We start from the raw sequence: 13,992 nt of genomic DNA, 5'->3' as shown, positions 1-13,992 counted from the left end.
TTCAGGGAGAACACTAATGAAACCACAGGTTTACCACGTCGATGCCTTTACCTCGGTCCCTTTTCGCGGCAACTCAGCAGGTGTGGTTTTACATGCTGATGGACTGAGTGACGCGCAGATGCAGCTCATCGCTCGCGAGCTGCGTCATTCAGAAACCGCATTTCTGCTGACCAGTGACGACAGCGATGTTCGCATCCGCTATTTCACCCCGACGGTCGAAGTTCCTATCTGTGGGCATGCTACCGTCGCCGCGCATTATGTGCGGGCTAAGGTGCTGGGTCTGGGCAACTGCACGGTCTGGCAAACCTCGCTGGCCGGACGTCATCGGGTGGATATTGACGCTACCGGGAACGACTATCGCATTAGCCTTGAGCAAGGTGAACCGGGTTTTGAACCTCCGCTGGAGGGCGCTGTTCGTACTGCGATTCTCGATGCGCTGCACCTGAGCGAAGACGATATGCTGGCAGGCTTACCCATTCAGGTTGCCACGACCGGACATTCGAAAGTGATGATTCCACTGAAACCCGAGGTGGACCTAGACGCCCTTTCCCCTGATTTACCGGCTTTGACCGCCATCAGCCAGCAAATTGGCTGTAACGGCTTTTTCCCTTTTCAAATCCGCGAGGGCGAAAATGCCACTGATGGCCGCATGTTTTCACCTGCTATTGGTATTGTGGAAGACCCGGTTACCGGCAATGCCAACGGTCCAATGGGCGCGTGGCTGGTCCACCATGGGCTGATGGCGCATGATGGGAAAACGTTACGTGTTCAGGGGCATCAGGGCCGTGCGCTCGGGCGCGACGGGATTGTTGATGTGACGGTGACTATCCGTGAAAACCAGCCGGAAAAAGTCACCATTACCGGTTCGGCGGTGATCCTGTTTCACGCAGAATGGGCGATAGATTTTTAATTGTTCCTGTAGGCCGGATAAGGCGATGACGCCGCATCCGGCATTAATTCCGATGCCCCTATTTCCCCGCCTCCGGATGCGTATCAAACGCCGCCATGACCGTCGCCAGCTCATCTTCGGTAAATCCATGCTTCACGTCATCCACACCCAGTCCAAATCGTTCTTGCAACAACGCATACAAACTGGCGACGTCAGGCAAATTAATCTGCTCTACCGCATGTCCATCCTGATAATGGGTAAAGTGAAAATTGGTTAACGTTAATTTCCCGCCGTCGGGCAGATGACGGCACATCAGCAGATGATGGCGAAAATGTGATTGCGGCCAGTGTGCGGACCAGAAGTTGCCCATCAGATAATCGCTCTGATGCTGCACGACCAGATCGAAACGATACATTGACTGCCAGTGTTCGTGATGACGGAACTGGAGGATCCAATCTTCACCTTCCTGAATCAGCCGATATTCGCCGTGTGGCGTCTTCTGCTCAGTGTTGGCCTGCAGACGAATTGGTGCTGTCAGAGTTTGCCCGCCAAAGCCAACGTCGGCGATCCACTGCTCTCCCTGCAATTCAACCAGCAACAAACGATGCGTGCGCGGCGGCAGACTTGACGGATTTGCCAGTACTACGCGACCGAGAAGGCTACGTACGTTAAAACCGATTTCGCGTAACGCGCGCTCAAACACGCCATTCTGTTCAAAGCAATAACCGCCACGACGCGCCGTTACCAGCTTCTCTTCCAGCGACAAATCGTCAAGCTGCATCTCTCTTGGCAGTAATACATCCAGGTTTTCAAAGGGAATTGCGCTGTTGTGCAGTAGATGTAGCGCTTGCAAGGTTTCAAGGTTGACGTTGGCCGAACCTGACCAGCCAATACGGGCAAAATAAGCGGTTAAAAAAGGCGTCATACGGAGTTCCTGTTCGATTAATGCAGTACTTATAACGTATTTTTCGTTTTACGCTGTCGATTTTGTGCGTTGTTAATTCCTGTGAGGCGACAAAATCGCTAATACCGTTAATATCTATGTTTATTGTGGTGTGTTATCTCTCAGCCAAGGAGCATCCATGAGCCATTTTCGTCCGATCGAATTAAAACATGCCAGCCGGCTACTCAATCATGGCCCAACGATATTGATAACCAGCCGGGATGAGCATACCGAGCGGCGAAATGTGATGGCTGCGGCATGGTCAATGCCCGTGGAATTTGAGCCGCCGCGGGTAGCAATTGTTGTTGATAAGACCGCCTGGTCGCGGGATCTCATTGAACGTAGCGGTAAATTCGGCATCGTTATTCCGGGTATCGCCGCCGTCAACTGGACCTGGGCCGTAGGCAGCGTTTCCGGTCGCGTGGAAGATAAATTCAACTGTTACGGCATTCCCGTGGTGCAAGGACCCGTGCTAGGTTTACCGCTGATAGAAGCGAAATGTCTGGCCTGGATGGAGTGTCGCCTGTTGCCAGCCACGGCGGCACAGGAAAAATATGACACTCTGTTTGGGGAAGTGGTCTCCGCTGCCGCTGATGAGCGAGCCTTCGTGGAAGGACGCTGGCAGTTTGATGATGGCAAGCTCAATACTCTGCATCACCTTGGGGCAGGAACGTTTATCTCCAGCGGGAAACGCATTATCGCAGGTGAATGATAGTATGCTAACGGATGGCAGTTCTGCTCTGTCATCCGCAACTGTTTTCTTAAAACTTCTGAAAAACCAGTTAGATAAATTACTCTGCCTTCCTTGCCTAATCATTCATGTGAATTATAGTTAATCTTGCACTAACTCAAATACCTAATCAAAACGCTATCCGTCAAAGCAGCATCCCCAACTGTACTTTTGAAGTGTCAGAGAGGTTTTACGATGCAACTTAATAGAATCGCACAAAGTTTTATACTTGCTGGGTTACTCACATCGTTTTCTGTTCCCCTTATGGCCGCTGAAGCCCCCAAAGACGCTACAGCCGCCACGCAACAAGCCAACAACGCGCTTTACAATCAACTGCCCTTCTCCGATAACACCGACTTTACCGACGCCCACAAAGGCTTTATCGCCCCACTCCCGCAGGACGTGATCAAGGGCGAGCAGGGAAATGTTATCTGGAATCCGCAGCAGTACGCGTTCATCAAAGAAGGCGATAAAGCCCCGGATACGGTAAACCCGAGCCTGTGGCGTCAATCTCAGTTGATCAACATCAGCGGGCTGTTTGAAGTAACGGATGGCGTTTACCAGATTCGTAACCTCGATCTGTCAAACATGACCATTATTGAAGGTAAAGAAGGCATCACCGTTGTTGACCCGCTGGTCTCGGCAGAAACGGCCAAAGTCGGGATGGATCTTTACTTTAAAAACCGCGGTAAAAAACCGGTTGTTGCAGTGATTTATACCCACAGCCACGTTGACCATTACGGCGGCGTACGCGGCGTTGTCGATGAAGCCGACGTTAAAGCGGGCAAAGTGAAAGTTTATGCGCCAGCCGGCTTTATGGAAGCCGCGGTCGCTGAGAATATCATGGCCGGTAACGTCATGAGCCGCCGCGCGAGCTACATGTACGGCAACCTACTCAAACCTGATGCCAAAGGCCAGGTCGGCGCGGGACTGGGAACCACGACCTCCGCGGGAACCGTTACCCTGATTGCGCCAACAAATATCATTGAGAAAGATGGACAAAAAGAGGTCATCGATGGCCTGACCTATGACTTCATGCTGGCCCCGGGTTCCGAAGCACCGTCGGAAATGCTGTGGTACATCGAAGAGAAGAAACTGATTGAATCCGCAGAAGATGTTACCCACACCCTGCACAACACCTACTCCCTGCGCGGAGCCAAAATTCGTGAGCCGCTGCCGTGGTCCAAATACATCAACGAAGCGATTGTGCGCTGGGGTGATAAAGCCGAGGTGCTGATGGCGCAGCACCACTGGCCAACCTGGGGTAATGACAAGGTGGTCAGCCTGCTGAAAAGTCAGCGCGATCTGTATCGTTACATCAACGACCAGACGCTACGCATGGCTAACGAAGGTCTGACCCGCGATGAAATCGCTGCCAACTTTAAGCTGCCGGACTCACTGGCACATACCTGGGCTAACCGCGGTTACTATGGTTCCGTGAGCCATGACGTAAAAGCGACCTATGTGCTCTATCTCGGCTGGTTTGACGGCAACCCGGCAACGCTGGATGAGCTGCCGCCGGAAGAGTCTGCGAAGAAATTTGTCGACTACATGGGTGGTGCGGACGCCATTTTGCAGAAAGCAAAAGCAGACTATGACCAGGGCAACTACCGCTGGGTGGCACAGGTGGTAAGCAAAGTCGTGTTTGCCGATCCAAATAACCAGGCCGCACGTAATCTGGAAGCAGATGCGCTTGAGCAACTGGGTTATCAGGCTGAATCCGGCCCGTGGCGTAACTTCTACCTGACCGGCGCGCAAGAGCTGCGTAACGGCGTGGTCAAAGGCCCAACCCCGAATACCGCCAGCCCGGATACCGTTCGTGCTATGACACCGGAAATGTTCTTCGATTATCTGGCAGTGCATATTAACGGACAAAAAGCAGGTGATGCGAAGTCGGTGTTTAACATCGATCTTGGCAGTGATGGCGGTAAATATAAGCTTGAGCTGGAGAATGGCGTCCTGAACCATACCGCCAATGCCGAAGCGAAAGATGCCGATGCTACGATCACGCTTAATCGCGATACGCTGAACAAAATCATCCTCAAGGAAGTGACGCTGAAACAGGCACAAGACAGCGGTGACGTGAAGATAACCGGTGACGGCGCCAAGCTTGATGCCATGCTCGGCTATATGGATAAATTCGAATTCTGGTTCAACATCGTTACGCCATAAGCACAACGAAAACGGGCGGAAATCCGCCCGTTTTTTCTTACATACTGTAGCCAGGTTTTTTAATTAATCTCGCCATCTGCGGCACAATTTCCTTATCCCACACGGCCTGCCACGCCTCTGGCTCAACTTCATTGAGCGCCACGCTGACTGAACTGTCTTTGCTTTGCAAATGACGAATAATAACCTCGGTAATATCCGCCGCCAGGGCGGTTTTCTGTTCGTCGGTAAGAGAGCGAGGAAAACATTTAATATCAACGTGCGGCATAGCAGATTCCTTATTGTTTTGGGTTGCAGGTAACTTATGCGGACTCTCGTTCTACCAGATGAAAACCGACATCAATAATATCGTCTTCACGCGGAATTTGTTCGATACGATCGGCAAGCAGTGAGGCAGCACGTTGCCCGATGGCCCGTCTGTCGACGCTGACGGTGGTGATGGCGGGCCGATTGCTGGCAGCAAAATCCAGATCGCCAAAACCGATTACCGCCAACTCTTGCGGCACGCGTATACCGCGACTTTCGGCCTCCATGATCGCCCCCTGGGCTAGCGTATCAGAGCTACAGACAATGACATCAAACTCGCGCTCCGCCAATAGCTGCGTTAATCCAGTGCGTCCCAATGCCAGAGAGGCCGGTAGCGGGACGTCCACCTGTGCGTCAGCAGCAATACCATGACGACTCAACGCATCGCAAAGTCCTTGTTTACGCTGGCCTGCCCGGCGATCGGCAGTCCATAACAACCCCGGACGTCGATAGCCTTTATTCAGCAGATAGTCTGCCACCGCTTGCCCGACCTTTTCATGCGAAAAACCGACCAGCATATCGATGGGTGTTGGGGTTAAATCCCAGATTTCCACGACCGGGATGGCCGCATTAAGAATCACTTTTTTCAGCTCAGCGGTATGATGAATACCGGTGAGTACTACACCATCCGGGCGACGAGAAAGCAGCGTCGCCACCAGCTCCGCCTCTGTTTGCGGCGTATAACCCGACACGCAGAGCAAAATGTGGTATCCGCGTTCTGCCAGTTCATCACTTAATGACTGGATGGTATCGACAAACATATTGTTGTTAATTTGCGGAATAACCACGGCGATAAGCTTGCTGCGACGCGACGCCAGTCCCCCAGCCAGTGCGTTGGGAATATAGCCGGTGGCGCGCACCGCCTGCATCACTTTTTCAACCGTTTTCGGGCGCACCAGCTGCGGGGTATTCAACGCCCTGCTCACCGTCATGGGTGACAATCCCGCGGTACGGGCAACATCTTCCAGCGTGGGAGCGCGCGGTGGTTTGGGATTTTTCACTGTCGATGCCCTTGTCAAAAATCGCTGATTTATGCTGGCATTATTCATCATGATTTTGGCTATTGCCAGCGTTGCTCAGTGATAACGCAGGGAAAACAGCAGCTTAGTTAATTATCGCCACTCAAAATGATAGCGCAATCACAATGATTTGTGCATTTCTCCATAAAGTACTGGAATGTGACGTCGTTTATAATTTACCACCCTTCTCTCTCTGAATTTGTGAGCAATTGTTCAAATCGCAGTCAATTCGCTGGCACAGTGATTGCGCTAACATTAAAAATGATAGCGCAATCATTTGTTATCACCAGGAGAGAACAATATGTCTTTAAGTGCCAATTCCGATGCCGTGACCTATGCCAAATCGGCTAACGCTAAAACCGCAGCAGAAACCGGTGACCGTATTGAATGGGTAAAACTGTCTCTGGCTTTCCTTCCTCTGGCAACACCCGTGAGCGATGCCAAAGTGCTCACCGGTCGCCAGAAACCGCTAACTGAAGTCGCCATAATCATCGCCGAGATCCGCAGCCGCGACGGGTTTGAAGGCGTGGGATTTAGTTACTCCAAGCGGGCTGGCGGCCAGGGAATCTATGCGCATGCCAAAGAAATTGCCGATAACCTGTTAGGCGAAGATCCAAACGATATTGACAAGATCTACACCAAGCTGCTGTGGGCTGGCGCTTCCGTGGGGCGCAGCGGCATGGCGGTACAGGCCATCTCCCCTATCGATATCGCATTATGGGATATGAAAGCCAAGCGTGCAGGATTGCCGCTGGCAAAACTGCTTGGCGCGCATCGGGACTCCGTGCAGTGCTACAACACCTCCGGCGGATTCCTGCATACGCCGCTGGATCAGGTGCTAAAAAACGTGGTTATTTCCCGTGAAAACGGCATTGGTGGTATCAAACTCAAGGTTGGTCAGCCAAACTGCGCCGAGGATATTCGCCGCTTAACCGCGGTGCGTGAAGCGCTGGGGGATGACTTCCCGCTAATGGTCGATGCCAATCAGCAGTGGGATCGGGAAACCGCCATCCGTATGGGACGTAAAATGGAGCAGTTCAATCTAATCTGGATTGAAGAGCCGCTGGACGCCTACGATGTTGAAGGCCACGCCCAACTGGCCGCCGCGCTTGATACCCCGATTGCCACCGGTGAAATGCTGACCAGCTTCCGCGAACATGAACAGCTGATCCTCGGCAATGCCAGCGATTTTGTGCAGCCCGATGCACCGCGTGTGGGAGGGATTTCACCGTTCCTGAAAATTATGGACCTGGCGGCTAAACATGGTCGCAAGTTGGCTCCACACTTCGCTATGGAAGTTCACCTGCATCTGTCCGCCGCTTATCCGCTTGAGCCATGGCTGGAGCATTTTGAATGGCTGAACCCGTTATTTAACGAACAACTTGAGCTGCGCGATGGCCGGATGTGGGTTTCCGATCGTCACGGTCTGGGCTTCAGCATCAGCGAGCAGGCGCGCCGCTGGACGCAATTAACCTGCGAGTTTGGCAAACGTCCTTAATTAATTTGGCGGGTAAGCAATACCCGCCATCCTCCCCTACAAAAACGCTCTCAACCTTATGAAAGGAGTGGGTGATGAACACAATAATAAAGCGTACAAAAGTGCGTTACGGCATTCTGATATTTCTGTTTCTTGCGACCGTATTTAATTACGCCGATCGCGCGACGTTATCCGTCGTGGCGCCGATTATGAGCAAAGAATTAGGTTTTGATCCTGAAGCAATGGGGCTGGCCTTTTCTGCCTTCGGTATTTCTTATGTCATTATGCAACTACCCGGCGGCTGGCTGCTGGATCGCTATGGCTCGCGTCTGGTATACGGCTGCGCACTGATTGGCTGGTCGCTGGTGACTATGTTTCAGGGCACCATTTATCTGTACGCCAGCCCGCTTGTCGTATTGATTATCTTACGATTACTGATGGGTGCGATTGAAGCTCCGGCCTTTCCGGCCAATAGCCGATTAAGCGTGCAGTGGTTTCCTAATAACGAACGGGGCTTTGTTACCTCTGTCTATCAGGCCGCGCAATATATCTCGTTAGGGATTATTACGCCGCTAATGACGATTATTTTGCATAATCTCAGTTGGCACTTTGTGTTTTATTACATTGGGGCAATAGGCGTTATTCTTGGCATCTTCTGGTTGGTCAAAGTCAGAGACCCTATGCATCATCCAAAGGTGAACCAGCAGGAAATTGACTATATTCGGGAAGGCGGTGGTGAACCGTCGCTGGGTAATAAAAAAGAACCACAGAAGATTACCTTTGCGCAAATTAAAAGCGTCTGCGTCAACCGCATGATGATTGGCGTATATATCGGACAGTTCTGCGTGACATCCATTACCTGGTTCTTCCTGACCTGGTTCCCTACTTATCTGTATCAGGCGAAAGGCATGTCGATCCTCAAAGTGGGGTTTGTCGCCAGTATCCCTGCCATTGCCGGTTTTATCGGTGGATTATTAGGCGGTGTTTTCTCCGACTGGCTTTTAAAGCGCGGCTACAGCCTGACGATTGCCCGTAAGCTGCCGGTTATCTGCGGAATGCTGCTTTCCTGCGTCATCGTTATCGCCAACTACACCTCGTCAGAATTTGTGGTGATCGCGGCGATGAGTCTGGCGTTTTTCGCCAAAGGTTTTGGCAATCTGGGATGGTGCGTACTTAGCGATACCTCGCCAAAAGAAGTGCTCGGTATTGCAGGTGGCGTTTTCAATATGTGCGGCAATATGGCCAGTATCATCACGCCACTGGTGATCGGCATCATTCTGGCGAATACCCAGTCTTTTGATTACGCCATTCTGTACGTCGGTTCGATGGGGCTGATTGGCCTGATTTCTTATCTGTTTATCGTGGGTCCATTGGATCGTATTACGCTGACCCCTTCTGTCGCGTAATTTAAAACTTATGGCGATAGTTCGCCCGCTGTTCCGGGATTTGCACTCCTGCGGAACAGCGTTTTTTACTCAAATAATCTTATTGCTTTTCAGTACGGTACGCAGCCTCGGATGCTGACAAACCGCATCGGCGATGGCGCTAATATTCGGCGTGTTGTCCTGAAACCAGTCATGCCCTGGTCCCCAGGTGCGCATAACGGCAATGTAAATGTCCAGCAGTGTTAGCTGATCCCCAAATGCGTACGGCTCGGCGCTTAGCTGGTTGTTCAGCCACATATAGAGGGATTTACGGTACTCAATGCAGCTCTTTTTCAACTGCGCCGGGGCGTCCGGTACCCATCGGTCAGGATAATCGGCATAGGTAAACGTGGGATAGACATTTGCCACCAACCATATCAGCAGACGCTGAAACTGCTGGCGTTCGGCGTGTCCAACGGGTGGTGAAAGTTCGGGGCGACGATCGAGGATCATCAGCGCGATCGCCGCCGTTTCCGTCAACACGCTGCCATTTTCCAGTACCAGCGTGGGCACCTGGCATAGCGGATTCATTGTTTTAAGCAACTCCCGCGAAGGACCATCGCTGTCAAAACCGTCCACATCAATAAAGCTGTAAGGGATCTCCGCCAGTGTGAGCATCACTTCACTGATGGCCGATCCCCAGCCCGGTACCCCATAGACCTTAATCATGCTGCAACCCCCAACGTTAAAACCCTAAGTGTAGAGCAGCATTCGGCAACCTATGCAGACATGATTATTACTTTCATAATAACAATGGTCGAATACCGGGAGAGAATAAGCAATGCGTTCCAGTATGTTTGAATACATGAACATTTTTGTACAGGTTGTTGAGCAAGGTGGATTTGCCAGAGCCGCAGATGTGTTACACCTGCACCGCCCTGCGGTCACCAAAGCTATCCAACATCTTGAAGACGACCTGGGGGCAAAGTTGCTTAACCGCACGACTCGTAAAGTGAGTCTGACAGAAGAAGGTGATGCTTTTTACCAACGCACAAAAATACTGCTCAGTGACGTTGATGACATCATGGCTTCTTTCTCGCCAACTCGCCCGCCACGCGGAAAACTCAGGGTTAATGCACCTCTGTCGCTGGCGCACTCCGTGTTAGTTCCTGCGCTGAAAGATTTCCAGTCGCGGTATCCTGACATCGAGATGGTGCTCACCTCCACCGACCGTAGAATCGATATGCTTGCCGAAGGCATCGACTGCATGATCCGTATTGGCGAGCTACAAGATTCGACCTTGATCTCCAGGCGGCTTGGTGAGGTCAAAATGGTGACCTGTGCTTCACCGGATTATCTGCAAAAACAGGGGGTGCCGCAGGTACCAGAGGATTTATCCCGACACCAGGCGCTTAACTTTTTTAGCGAGCGTCATCGCGAAGCGCTGGAATGGACCTTCGTCAACAGAGGTAAAACCGAATCGTTCACCCCCGCAGGGCGGATAAGCGTTGATAACTCCGATATTCTGTTGACCGGCTGCTTATCTGGACTCGGCATTATACGTGGCGTTCATGCTGTCCTTGCGCCCTATCTTCAGTCAGGCCAGCTTGTTGAGGTGCTGGCCGATTATACCGGAGAATCAAAACCAGTTTCGGTGCTTTACCCGGACAGACGTCATCTCGCCCCTCGGGTTCGGGTATTCATTGACTGGTTATGCGAACTTTTTAGCCAACAAAAACCGCGACTTCAGGGATTATTACAAAATAAGTAATAGTGAAGTTCCGCAACAACGGTTTTTCACTCTCATCTGAGTCGTTAAATTGTGCAGACCCAATACAGAACAATTTACAGAGGTCTGCTATGTCTAAGGTCGTAGTTTTTAATCAAATTGGTGGCGCTGAAGTCCTGAAGATTCAGGAGATGCAGGTTCGCGCGCCTGATGCAAATGAGGTTCAGATCCGCGTGCGGGCTATTGGTATCAACCGTGCGGAAGTTATGTACCGCACCGGACAGTATATTTACCAACCCAATTTCCCGGCGCGACTGGGTTATGAAGCTGCCGGAGTCATTGAATCAGTGGGAGACAACGTACGTGAGTTTGCACCTGGCGATTACGTTAGCGTCATCCCGGCATTCAGCTTTCATCAATATGGAATGTATGGTGAAGTCGTTAATGCCCCCGCTCACGCGGTCGTAAAGCATCCACAAAACCTGAGCTTTACCGAGGCTGCTGCCAGCTGGATGATGTATGTGACCGCTTTCGGTGCGCTGGTTGAATATGCGGATATTAAGCCCGGTGATAACGTGCTGATCAATGCTGCTTCCAGCAGCGTCGGACTGGCGGCAATTCAGATTGTTAACATGCGGGGAGCAAAACCGATTGCGATGACACGGACCAGTGAGAAACGTGATCAGTTGCTGCAACTGGGCGCGGCAGAGGTTATTGCAAGCCAGGAGCAGGATCTGGTGGCCGAGATTCAGCGGATTACTGAGGGTAAAGGAACCCGCGTGGTGTTCGATCCGGTCGGTGGCCCAGCGGTGGCAAAAATTGCCCAAGTGATGCCAGCCGGTGGGCTCTTTTTCCAGTATGGTTCGCTTGATTCACGTGACCTTTCTATCCCGGTCATTGAGATACTCGGTCGTCATCTGACCTTCCGCGGCTATGAGATTTTCGAAATCACCACGGACGCAGAAAAACTTGCGCGGGCGAAACAGTTTATCTTTGAAGGATTGCAGTCTGGCCAGCTCAAGCCGCTGATTGATAAAACCTTTGCCTTTGATGATATCGTCGAAGCACATCAATACATGGAAGCCAACGGCCAGGTAGGCAAAATCGTCGTCACTCTGTAACCTCTGTGCGGCACAGCCTTGTGCCGCAATGTGTCTCAAAGCACTTTCGACAAAAACTGCTGAGTGCGCGTGTGGCGTGGATGATTCAGCACTTGCTCGCTGCTGCCCTGCTCGATGATTTTGCCATCGACCATAAACACCACCTGATCCGCCACTTCCCGGGCGAAGCCAATCTCATGCGTTACCACAACCAGCGTGGTTCCCGACTTCGCCAGCGCTTTAATGACATCCAGTACTTCACCGACCAGTTCAGGATCCAGTGCAGATGTAGGCTCATCAAACAGCATGACGCGCGGATTTAATGCCAGCGCACGGGCAATAGCGATACGCTGCTGCTGACCTCCGGATAAGTGGCGCGACCAGGCATCGGCTTTATTCCGTAACCCTACCGCATCAAGCAGAGTTAATGCCCGCTCGGTGGCGGTTTTACGCGTTGCCAGTCCGTGCGCAATGGGCGCTTCAATCAGATTCTCCAGAACCGTTAAGTGCGGGAACAGATTAAAGTTCTGGAACACATAGCCGACGTTAACACGCTGGCGCAAAATTTCCGCCTCTTTCAGCTCATACAGCTTGTCTCCCTGCCGACGATAGCCAATGTAATCGCCATCGATTTGAATAAACCCCTCATCGACGCGTTCCAGATGGTTGATGGTCCGCAAGAGTGTGGATTTCCCTGAACCGGACGGGCCAAGAATAACCGTTACCGTACCGGGAGGGATCTCCAGCGACACATTATCCAGCGCTTTGTGGCGACCAAAGTATTTGCTAACGCCGGTAATAGAAATATGGCCTTCAGGCGAGCGGGACATGGACGGCCTCCTGCTGTGGACGTTGACGACTGCGTTTTTCTGCACGACTCACCCGGGCTGTGTTGATCGCTGAACGTCGTTCGCTGCGTGCCAACGCACGTTCAACCAGGTGCTGAATTAACGACAGGACGCTGGTGATCACCAGATACCACACCGCACCCACCATCAGCAGCGGGATCACTTCCTGCGTGCGGTTATATATCATCTGGATGGTGTAGAACAGCTCCGGCATTGCCAGCACATATACCATCGCCGTCCCTTTCGCCAGGCTGATGATTTCATTGAATCCAGCAGGCAAAATGGTGCGCAGCGCCTGCGGCAGAATAATCCGCAGCGTACGTCGCCCTGCTGGTAAGCCCAGTGCTGCCGCTGCCTCGTACTGACCGTGATCGACCCCTAAAAATCCACCCCGAATAATTTCAGCGGTATAGGCGCTTTGCACCAGCGTCAGGCCAACCACCGCAGTGGAAAACTGACCGAGTACATTGATGGTCTCAAAACTTCCCCACTGAATGGGAGTAAACGGAATACCAATCGTCAACGTGTCGTACAGATAGGAGAAGTTGTACAAAACGATCAGCACCACAATCAGCGGTAACGAACGAAACAGCCAGATGTATCCCCATGCCAGACCGTTCAACAGCCAGGAAGATGAAAGCCGCGCCAACGCCAGCAGACCGCCGATGACAATACTCAACAGCGTCCCGATCAGCGTCAGTAACAGCGTTTGCCCGAGGCCGGACAAGATAACCGGATCAAAGAACCAGCGGGCAAACACGCTCCATTCCCAGCGCGGATTAAACGCCACGGACTGGAGAATTACCGCAAGGGCAAATAAGGCAATGACCGCGCCTACGGTACGCATGGGATAACGTGCCGGTACGACTCTAATGCTATCTGTCGTTTTCATTTTCTCTCCTCAGGCGATTCTGGCCTGACCGGCAATAGTCAGCAGTTTGGTAAAGCGCAGCCGTCCATCAAACGGCGGCAGACTGTACTCTTCGGGATCGCGCGTCGTATCAAATTGCGGATCGTAGCCCTGGCTTAAATAAAGTCTGACGGCCTCCGGCTGGCGAAATCCCGTGGTCAGATAAATCCGGCTGTAGCCTGCGAGCAGCGCTCTACGTTCCAGTTCCTGCACCACGCGCGCCGCCAGCCCCTGCTGACGCAGGCTGCTTTTTGTCCAGATGCGCTTAATCTCGGCGGTATCTTTATCGTAAGGTTTGTAAGCCCCGGTGGCGATAATTTCGCCGCGGCGCTCCAGTACCACAAAAAGTCCCTGCGGCGCCAGATACCATTCGGTCAGTTCCACTTCAGCGTCGCGAGAAAAGTAATCGCCATAGCGGGCGGCATATTCACCGAACAGACCGTTCAAAATGGGCTGCAGCTCGCTGGCTTCCGGTGAGAGCACGCGAAATTGATCGCTCACGATGACC

At 52.2% G+C, this 13,992-nt stretch carries 14 protein-coding genes; 7 read left to right on the top strand and 7 right to left on the bottom strand.

Going from position 1 to position 13,992, the window contains the following annotated elements; genetic code table 11:
- The first annotated feature begins 16 nt into the window (after window positions 1-16).
- Entirely contained in the window at window positions 17-910 is an 894-nt protein-coding gene (locus tag OGY13_RS12580) for a PhzF family isomerase (RefSeq protein ID WP_137377935.1), read from the top strand.
- Between the two features lie 58 nt (window positions 911-968).
- On the opposite strand, the gene nhoA is transcribed toward OGY13_RS12580, so the two are convergent.
- Window positions 969-1,814, bottom strand: a complete 846-nt coding sequence (nhoA, locus tag OGY13_RS12575) for an N-hydroxyarylamine O-acetyltransferase (RefSeq protein WP_048235350.1) — start codon at window positions 1,812-1,814, stop codon at window positions 969-971.
- Window positions 1,815-1,971: 157 nt separating this feature from the next.
- Here nhoA and OGY13_RS12570 point away from each other — a divergent pair, with 157 nt between their 5' ends.
- Window positions 1,972-2,544, top strand: coding sequence for a flavin reductase family protein (locus OGY13_RS12570; protein WP_003833054.1), 573 nt, complete (start codon window positions 1,972-1,974; stop codon window positions 2,542-2,544).
- Window positions 2,545-2,757: 213 nt separating this feature from the next.
- Window positions 2,758-4,734, top strand: a complete 1,977-nt coding sequence (locus OGY13_RS12565) for an alkyl/aryl-sulfatase (protein WP_057068212.1) — start codon at window positions 2,758-2,760, stop codon at window positions 4,732-4,734.
- Between the two features lie 37 nt (window positions 4,735-4,771).
- Here the strand turns inward: OGY13_RS12565 and pptA are convergent, their stop codons facing one another.
- Window positions 4,772-4,999, bottom strand: coding sequence for a tautomerase PptA (gene pptA / locus OGY13_RS12560; protein WP_032943490.1), 228 nt, complete (start codon window positions 4,997-4,999; stop codon window positions 4,772-4,774).
- A gap of 34 nt (window positions 5,000-5,033) precedes the next feature.
- A complete protein-coding gene (locus tag OGY13_RS12555) occupies window positions 5,034-6,038 on the bottom strand; it encodes a LacI family DNA-binding transcriptional regulator (protein WP_162623432.1) in 1,005 nt (334 codons plus the stop codon).
- A 319-nt stretch (window positions 6,039-6,357) separates the two neighbouring features.
- On the opposite strand from OGY13_RS12555, the gene OGY13_RS12550 reads away from it, so the two are divergent.
- Together OGY13_RS12550 and OGY13_RS12545 are read left to right on the top strand one after the other, a co-directional pair.
- Entirely contained in the window at window positions 6,358-7,554 is a 1,197-nt protein-coding gene (locus tag OGY13_RS12550; RefSeq protein WP_032943493.1) for an L-talarate/galactarate dehydratase, read from the top strand.
- A 74-nt stretch (window positions 7,555-7,628) separates the two neighbouring features.
- Window positions 7,629-8,939, top strand: a complete 1,311-nt coding sequence (locus tag OGY13_RS12545) for an MFS transporter (protein ID WP_008784815.1) — start codon at window positions 7,629-7,631, stop codon at window positions 8,937-8,939.
- 69 nt (window positions 8,940-9,008) lie between these two features.
- Here OGY13_RS12545 and OGY13_RS12540 read toward each other — a convergent pair whose 3' ends face one another.
- Window positions 9,009-9,626: a glutathione S-transferase family protein gene (locus OGY13_RS12540; RefSeq protein ID WP_213752751.1), complete on the bottom strand. Its 618-nt coding sequence runs from the start codon at window positions 9,624-9,626 to the stop codon at window positions 9,009-9,011.
- Window positions 9,627-9,738: 112 nt separating this feature from the next.
- Here OGY13_RS12540 and OGY13_RS12535 point away from each other — a divergent pair, with 112 nt between their 5' ends.
- Both OGY13_RS12535 and OGY13_RS12530 read left to right on the top strand, forming a co-directional pair.
- Complete coding sequence (locus tag OGY13_RS12535; RefSeq protein ID WP_071445647.1) at window positions 9,739-10,668, top strand: LysR family transcriptional regulator; 930 nt, start codon at window positions 9,739-9,741, stop codon at window positions 10,666-10,668.
- An 89-nt stretch (window positions 10,669-10,757) separates the two neighbouring features.
- Window positions 10,758-11,747: a zinc-dependent alcohol dehydrogenase family protein gene (locus tag OGY13_RS12530; protein ID WP_213752752.1), complete on the top strand. Its 990-nt coding sequence runs from the start codon at window positions 10,758-10,760 to the stop codon at window positions 11,745-11,747.
- A gap of 35 nt (window positions 11,748-11,782) precedes the next feature.
- On the opposite strand, the gene OGY13_RS12525 is transcribed toward OGY13_RS12530, so the two are convergent.
- The 3 genes from OGY13_RS12525 to OGY13_RS12515 are packed head-to-tail and all read right to left on the bottom strand — an operon-like array spanning window position 11,783 to window position 13,985.
- Window positions 11,783-12,556, bottom strand: a complete 774-nt coding sequence (locus tag OGY13_RS12525) for an amino acid ABC transporter ATP-binding protein (RefSeq protein ID WP_008784819.1) — start codon at window positions 12,554-12,556, stop codon at window positions 11,783-11,785.
- The gene (locus OGY13_RS12520; protein ID WP_008784820.1) at window positions 12,540-13,466 is read right to left on the bottom strand and encodes an amino acid ABC transporter permease; all 927 of its coding nucleotides are present in this window, start codon (window positions 13,464-13,466) and stop codon (window positions 12,540-12,542) included. The genes OGY13_RS12525 and OGY13_RS12520 overlap by 17 nt, the downstream gene beginning before the upstream one ends.
- Window positions 13,467-13,475: 9 nt before the next feature.
- Entirely contained in the window at window positions 13,476-13,985 is a 510-nt protein-coding gene (locus OGY13_RS12515) for a GNAT family N-acetyltransferase (protein ID WP_003833076.1), read from the bottom strand.
- Window positions 13,986-13,992: the final 7 nt, after the last annotated feature.

Origin of the sequence: Citrobacter sp. Cpo045 (assembly GCF_030332875.1) — a bacterium.
Taxonomy (GTDB): Bacteria; Pseudomonadota; Gammaproteobacteria; order Enterobacterales; family Enterobacteriaceae; genus Citrobacter; species Citrobacter portucalensis.
This window is presented reverse-complemented; position numbering and strand designations above follow the sequence as displayed.

Bases quoted from the DNA above. Each gene is read 5' to 3' on its own strand.
- OGY13_RS12565 (WP_057068212.1), top strand. From the start codon at position 2,758: ATGCAACTTAATAGAATCGCACAAAGTTTTATACTTGCTGGGTTACTC.
- OGY13_RS12535 (WP_071445647.1), top strand. From the start codon at position 9,739: ATGCGTTCCAGTATGTTTGAATACATGAACATTTTTGTACAGGTTGTT.
- OGY13_RS12545 (WP_008784815.1), top strand. From the start codon at position 7,629: ATGAACACAATAATAAAGCGTACAAAAGTGCGTTACGGCATTCTGATA.
- pptA (WP_032943490.1), bottom strand. From the start codon at position 4,999: ATGCCGCACGTTGATATTAAATGTTTTCCTCGCTCTCTTACCGACGAA.
- nhoA (WP_048235350.1), bottom strand. From the start codon at position 1,814: ATGACGCCTTTTTTAACCGCTTATTTTGCCCGTATTGGCTGGTCAGGT.
- OGY13_RS12570 (WP_003833054.1), top strand. From the start codon at position 1,972: ATGAGCCATTTTCGTCCGATCGAATTAAAACATGCCAGCCGGCTACTC.
- OGY13_RS12580 (WP_137377935.1), top strand. From the start codon at position 17: ATGAAACCACAGGTTTACCACGTCGATGCCTTTACCTCGGTCCCTTTT.
- OGY13_RS12520 (WP_008784820.1), bottom strand. From the start codon at position 13,466: ATGAAAACGACAGATAGCATTAGAGTCGTACCGGCACGTTATCCCATG.
- OGY13_RS12525 (WP_008784819.1), bottom strand. From the start codon at position 12,556: ATGTCCCGCTCGCCTGAAGGCCATATTTCTATTACCGGCGTTAGCAAA.
- OGY13_RS12530 (WP_213752752.1), top strand. From the start codon at position 10,758: ATGTCTAAGGTCGTAGTTTTTAATCAAATTGGTGGCGCTGAAGTCCTG.
- OGY13_RS12540 (WP_213752751.1), bottom strand. From the start codon at position 9,626: ATGATTAAGGTCTATGGGGTACCGGGCTGGGGATCGGCCATCAGTGAA.
- OGY13_RS12550 (WP_032943493.1), top strand. From the start codon at position 6,358: ATGTCTTTAAGTGCCAATTCCGATGCCGTGACCTATGCCAAATCGGCT.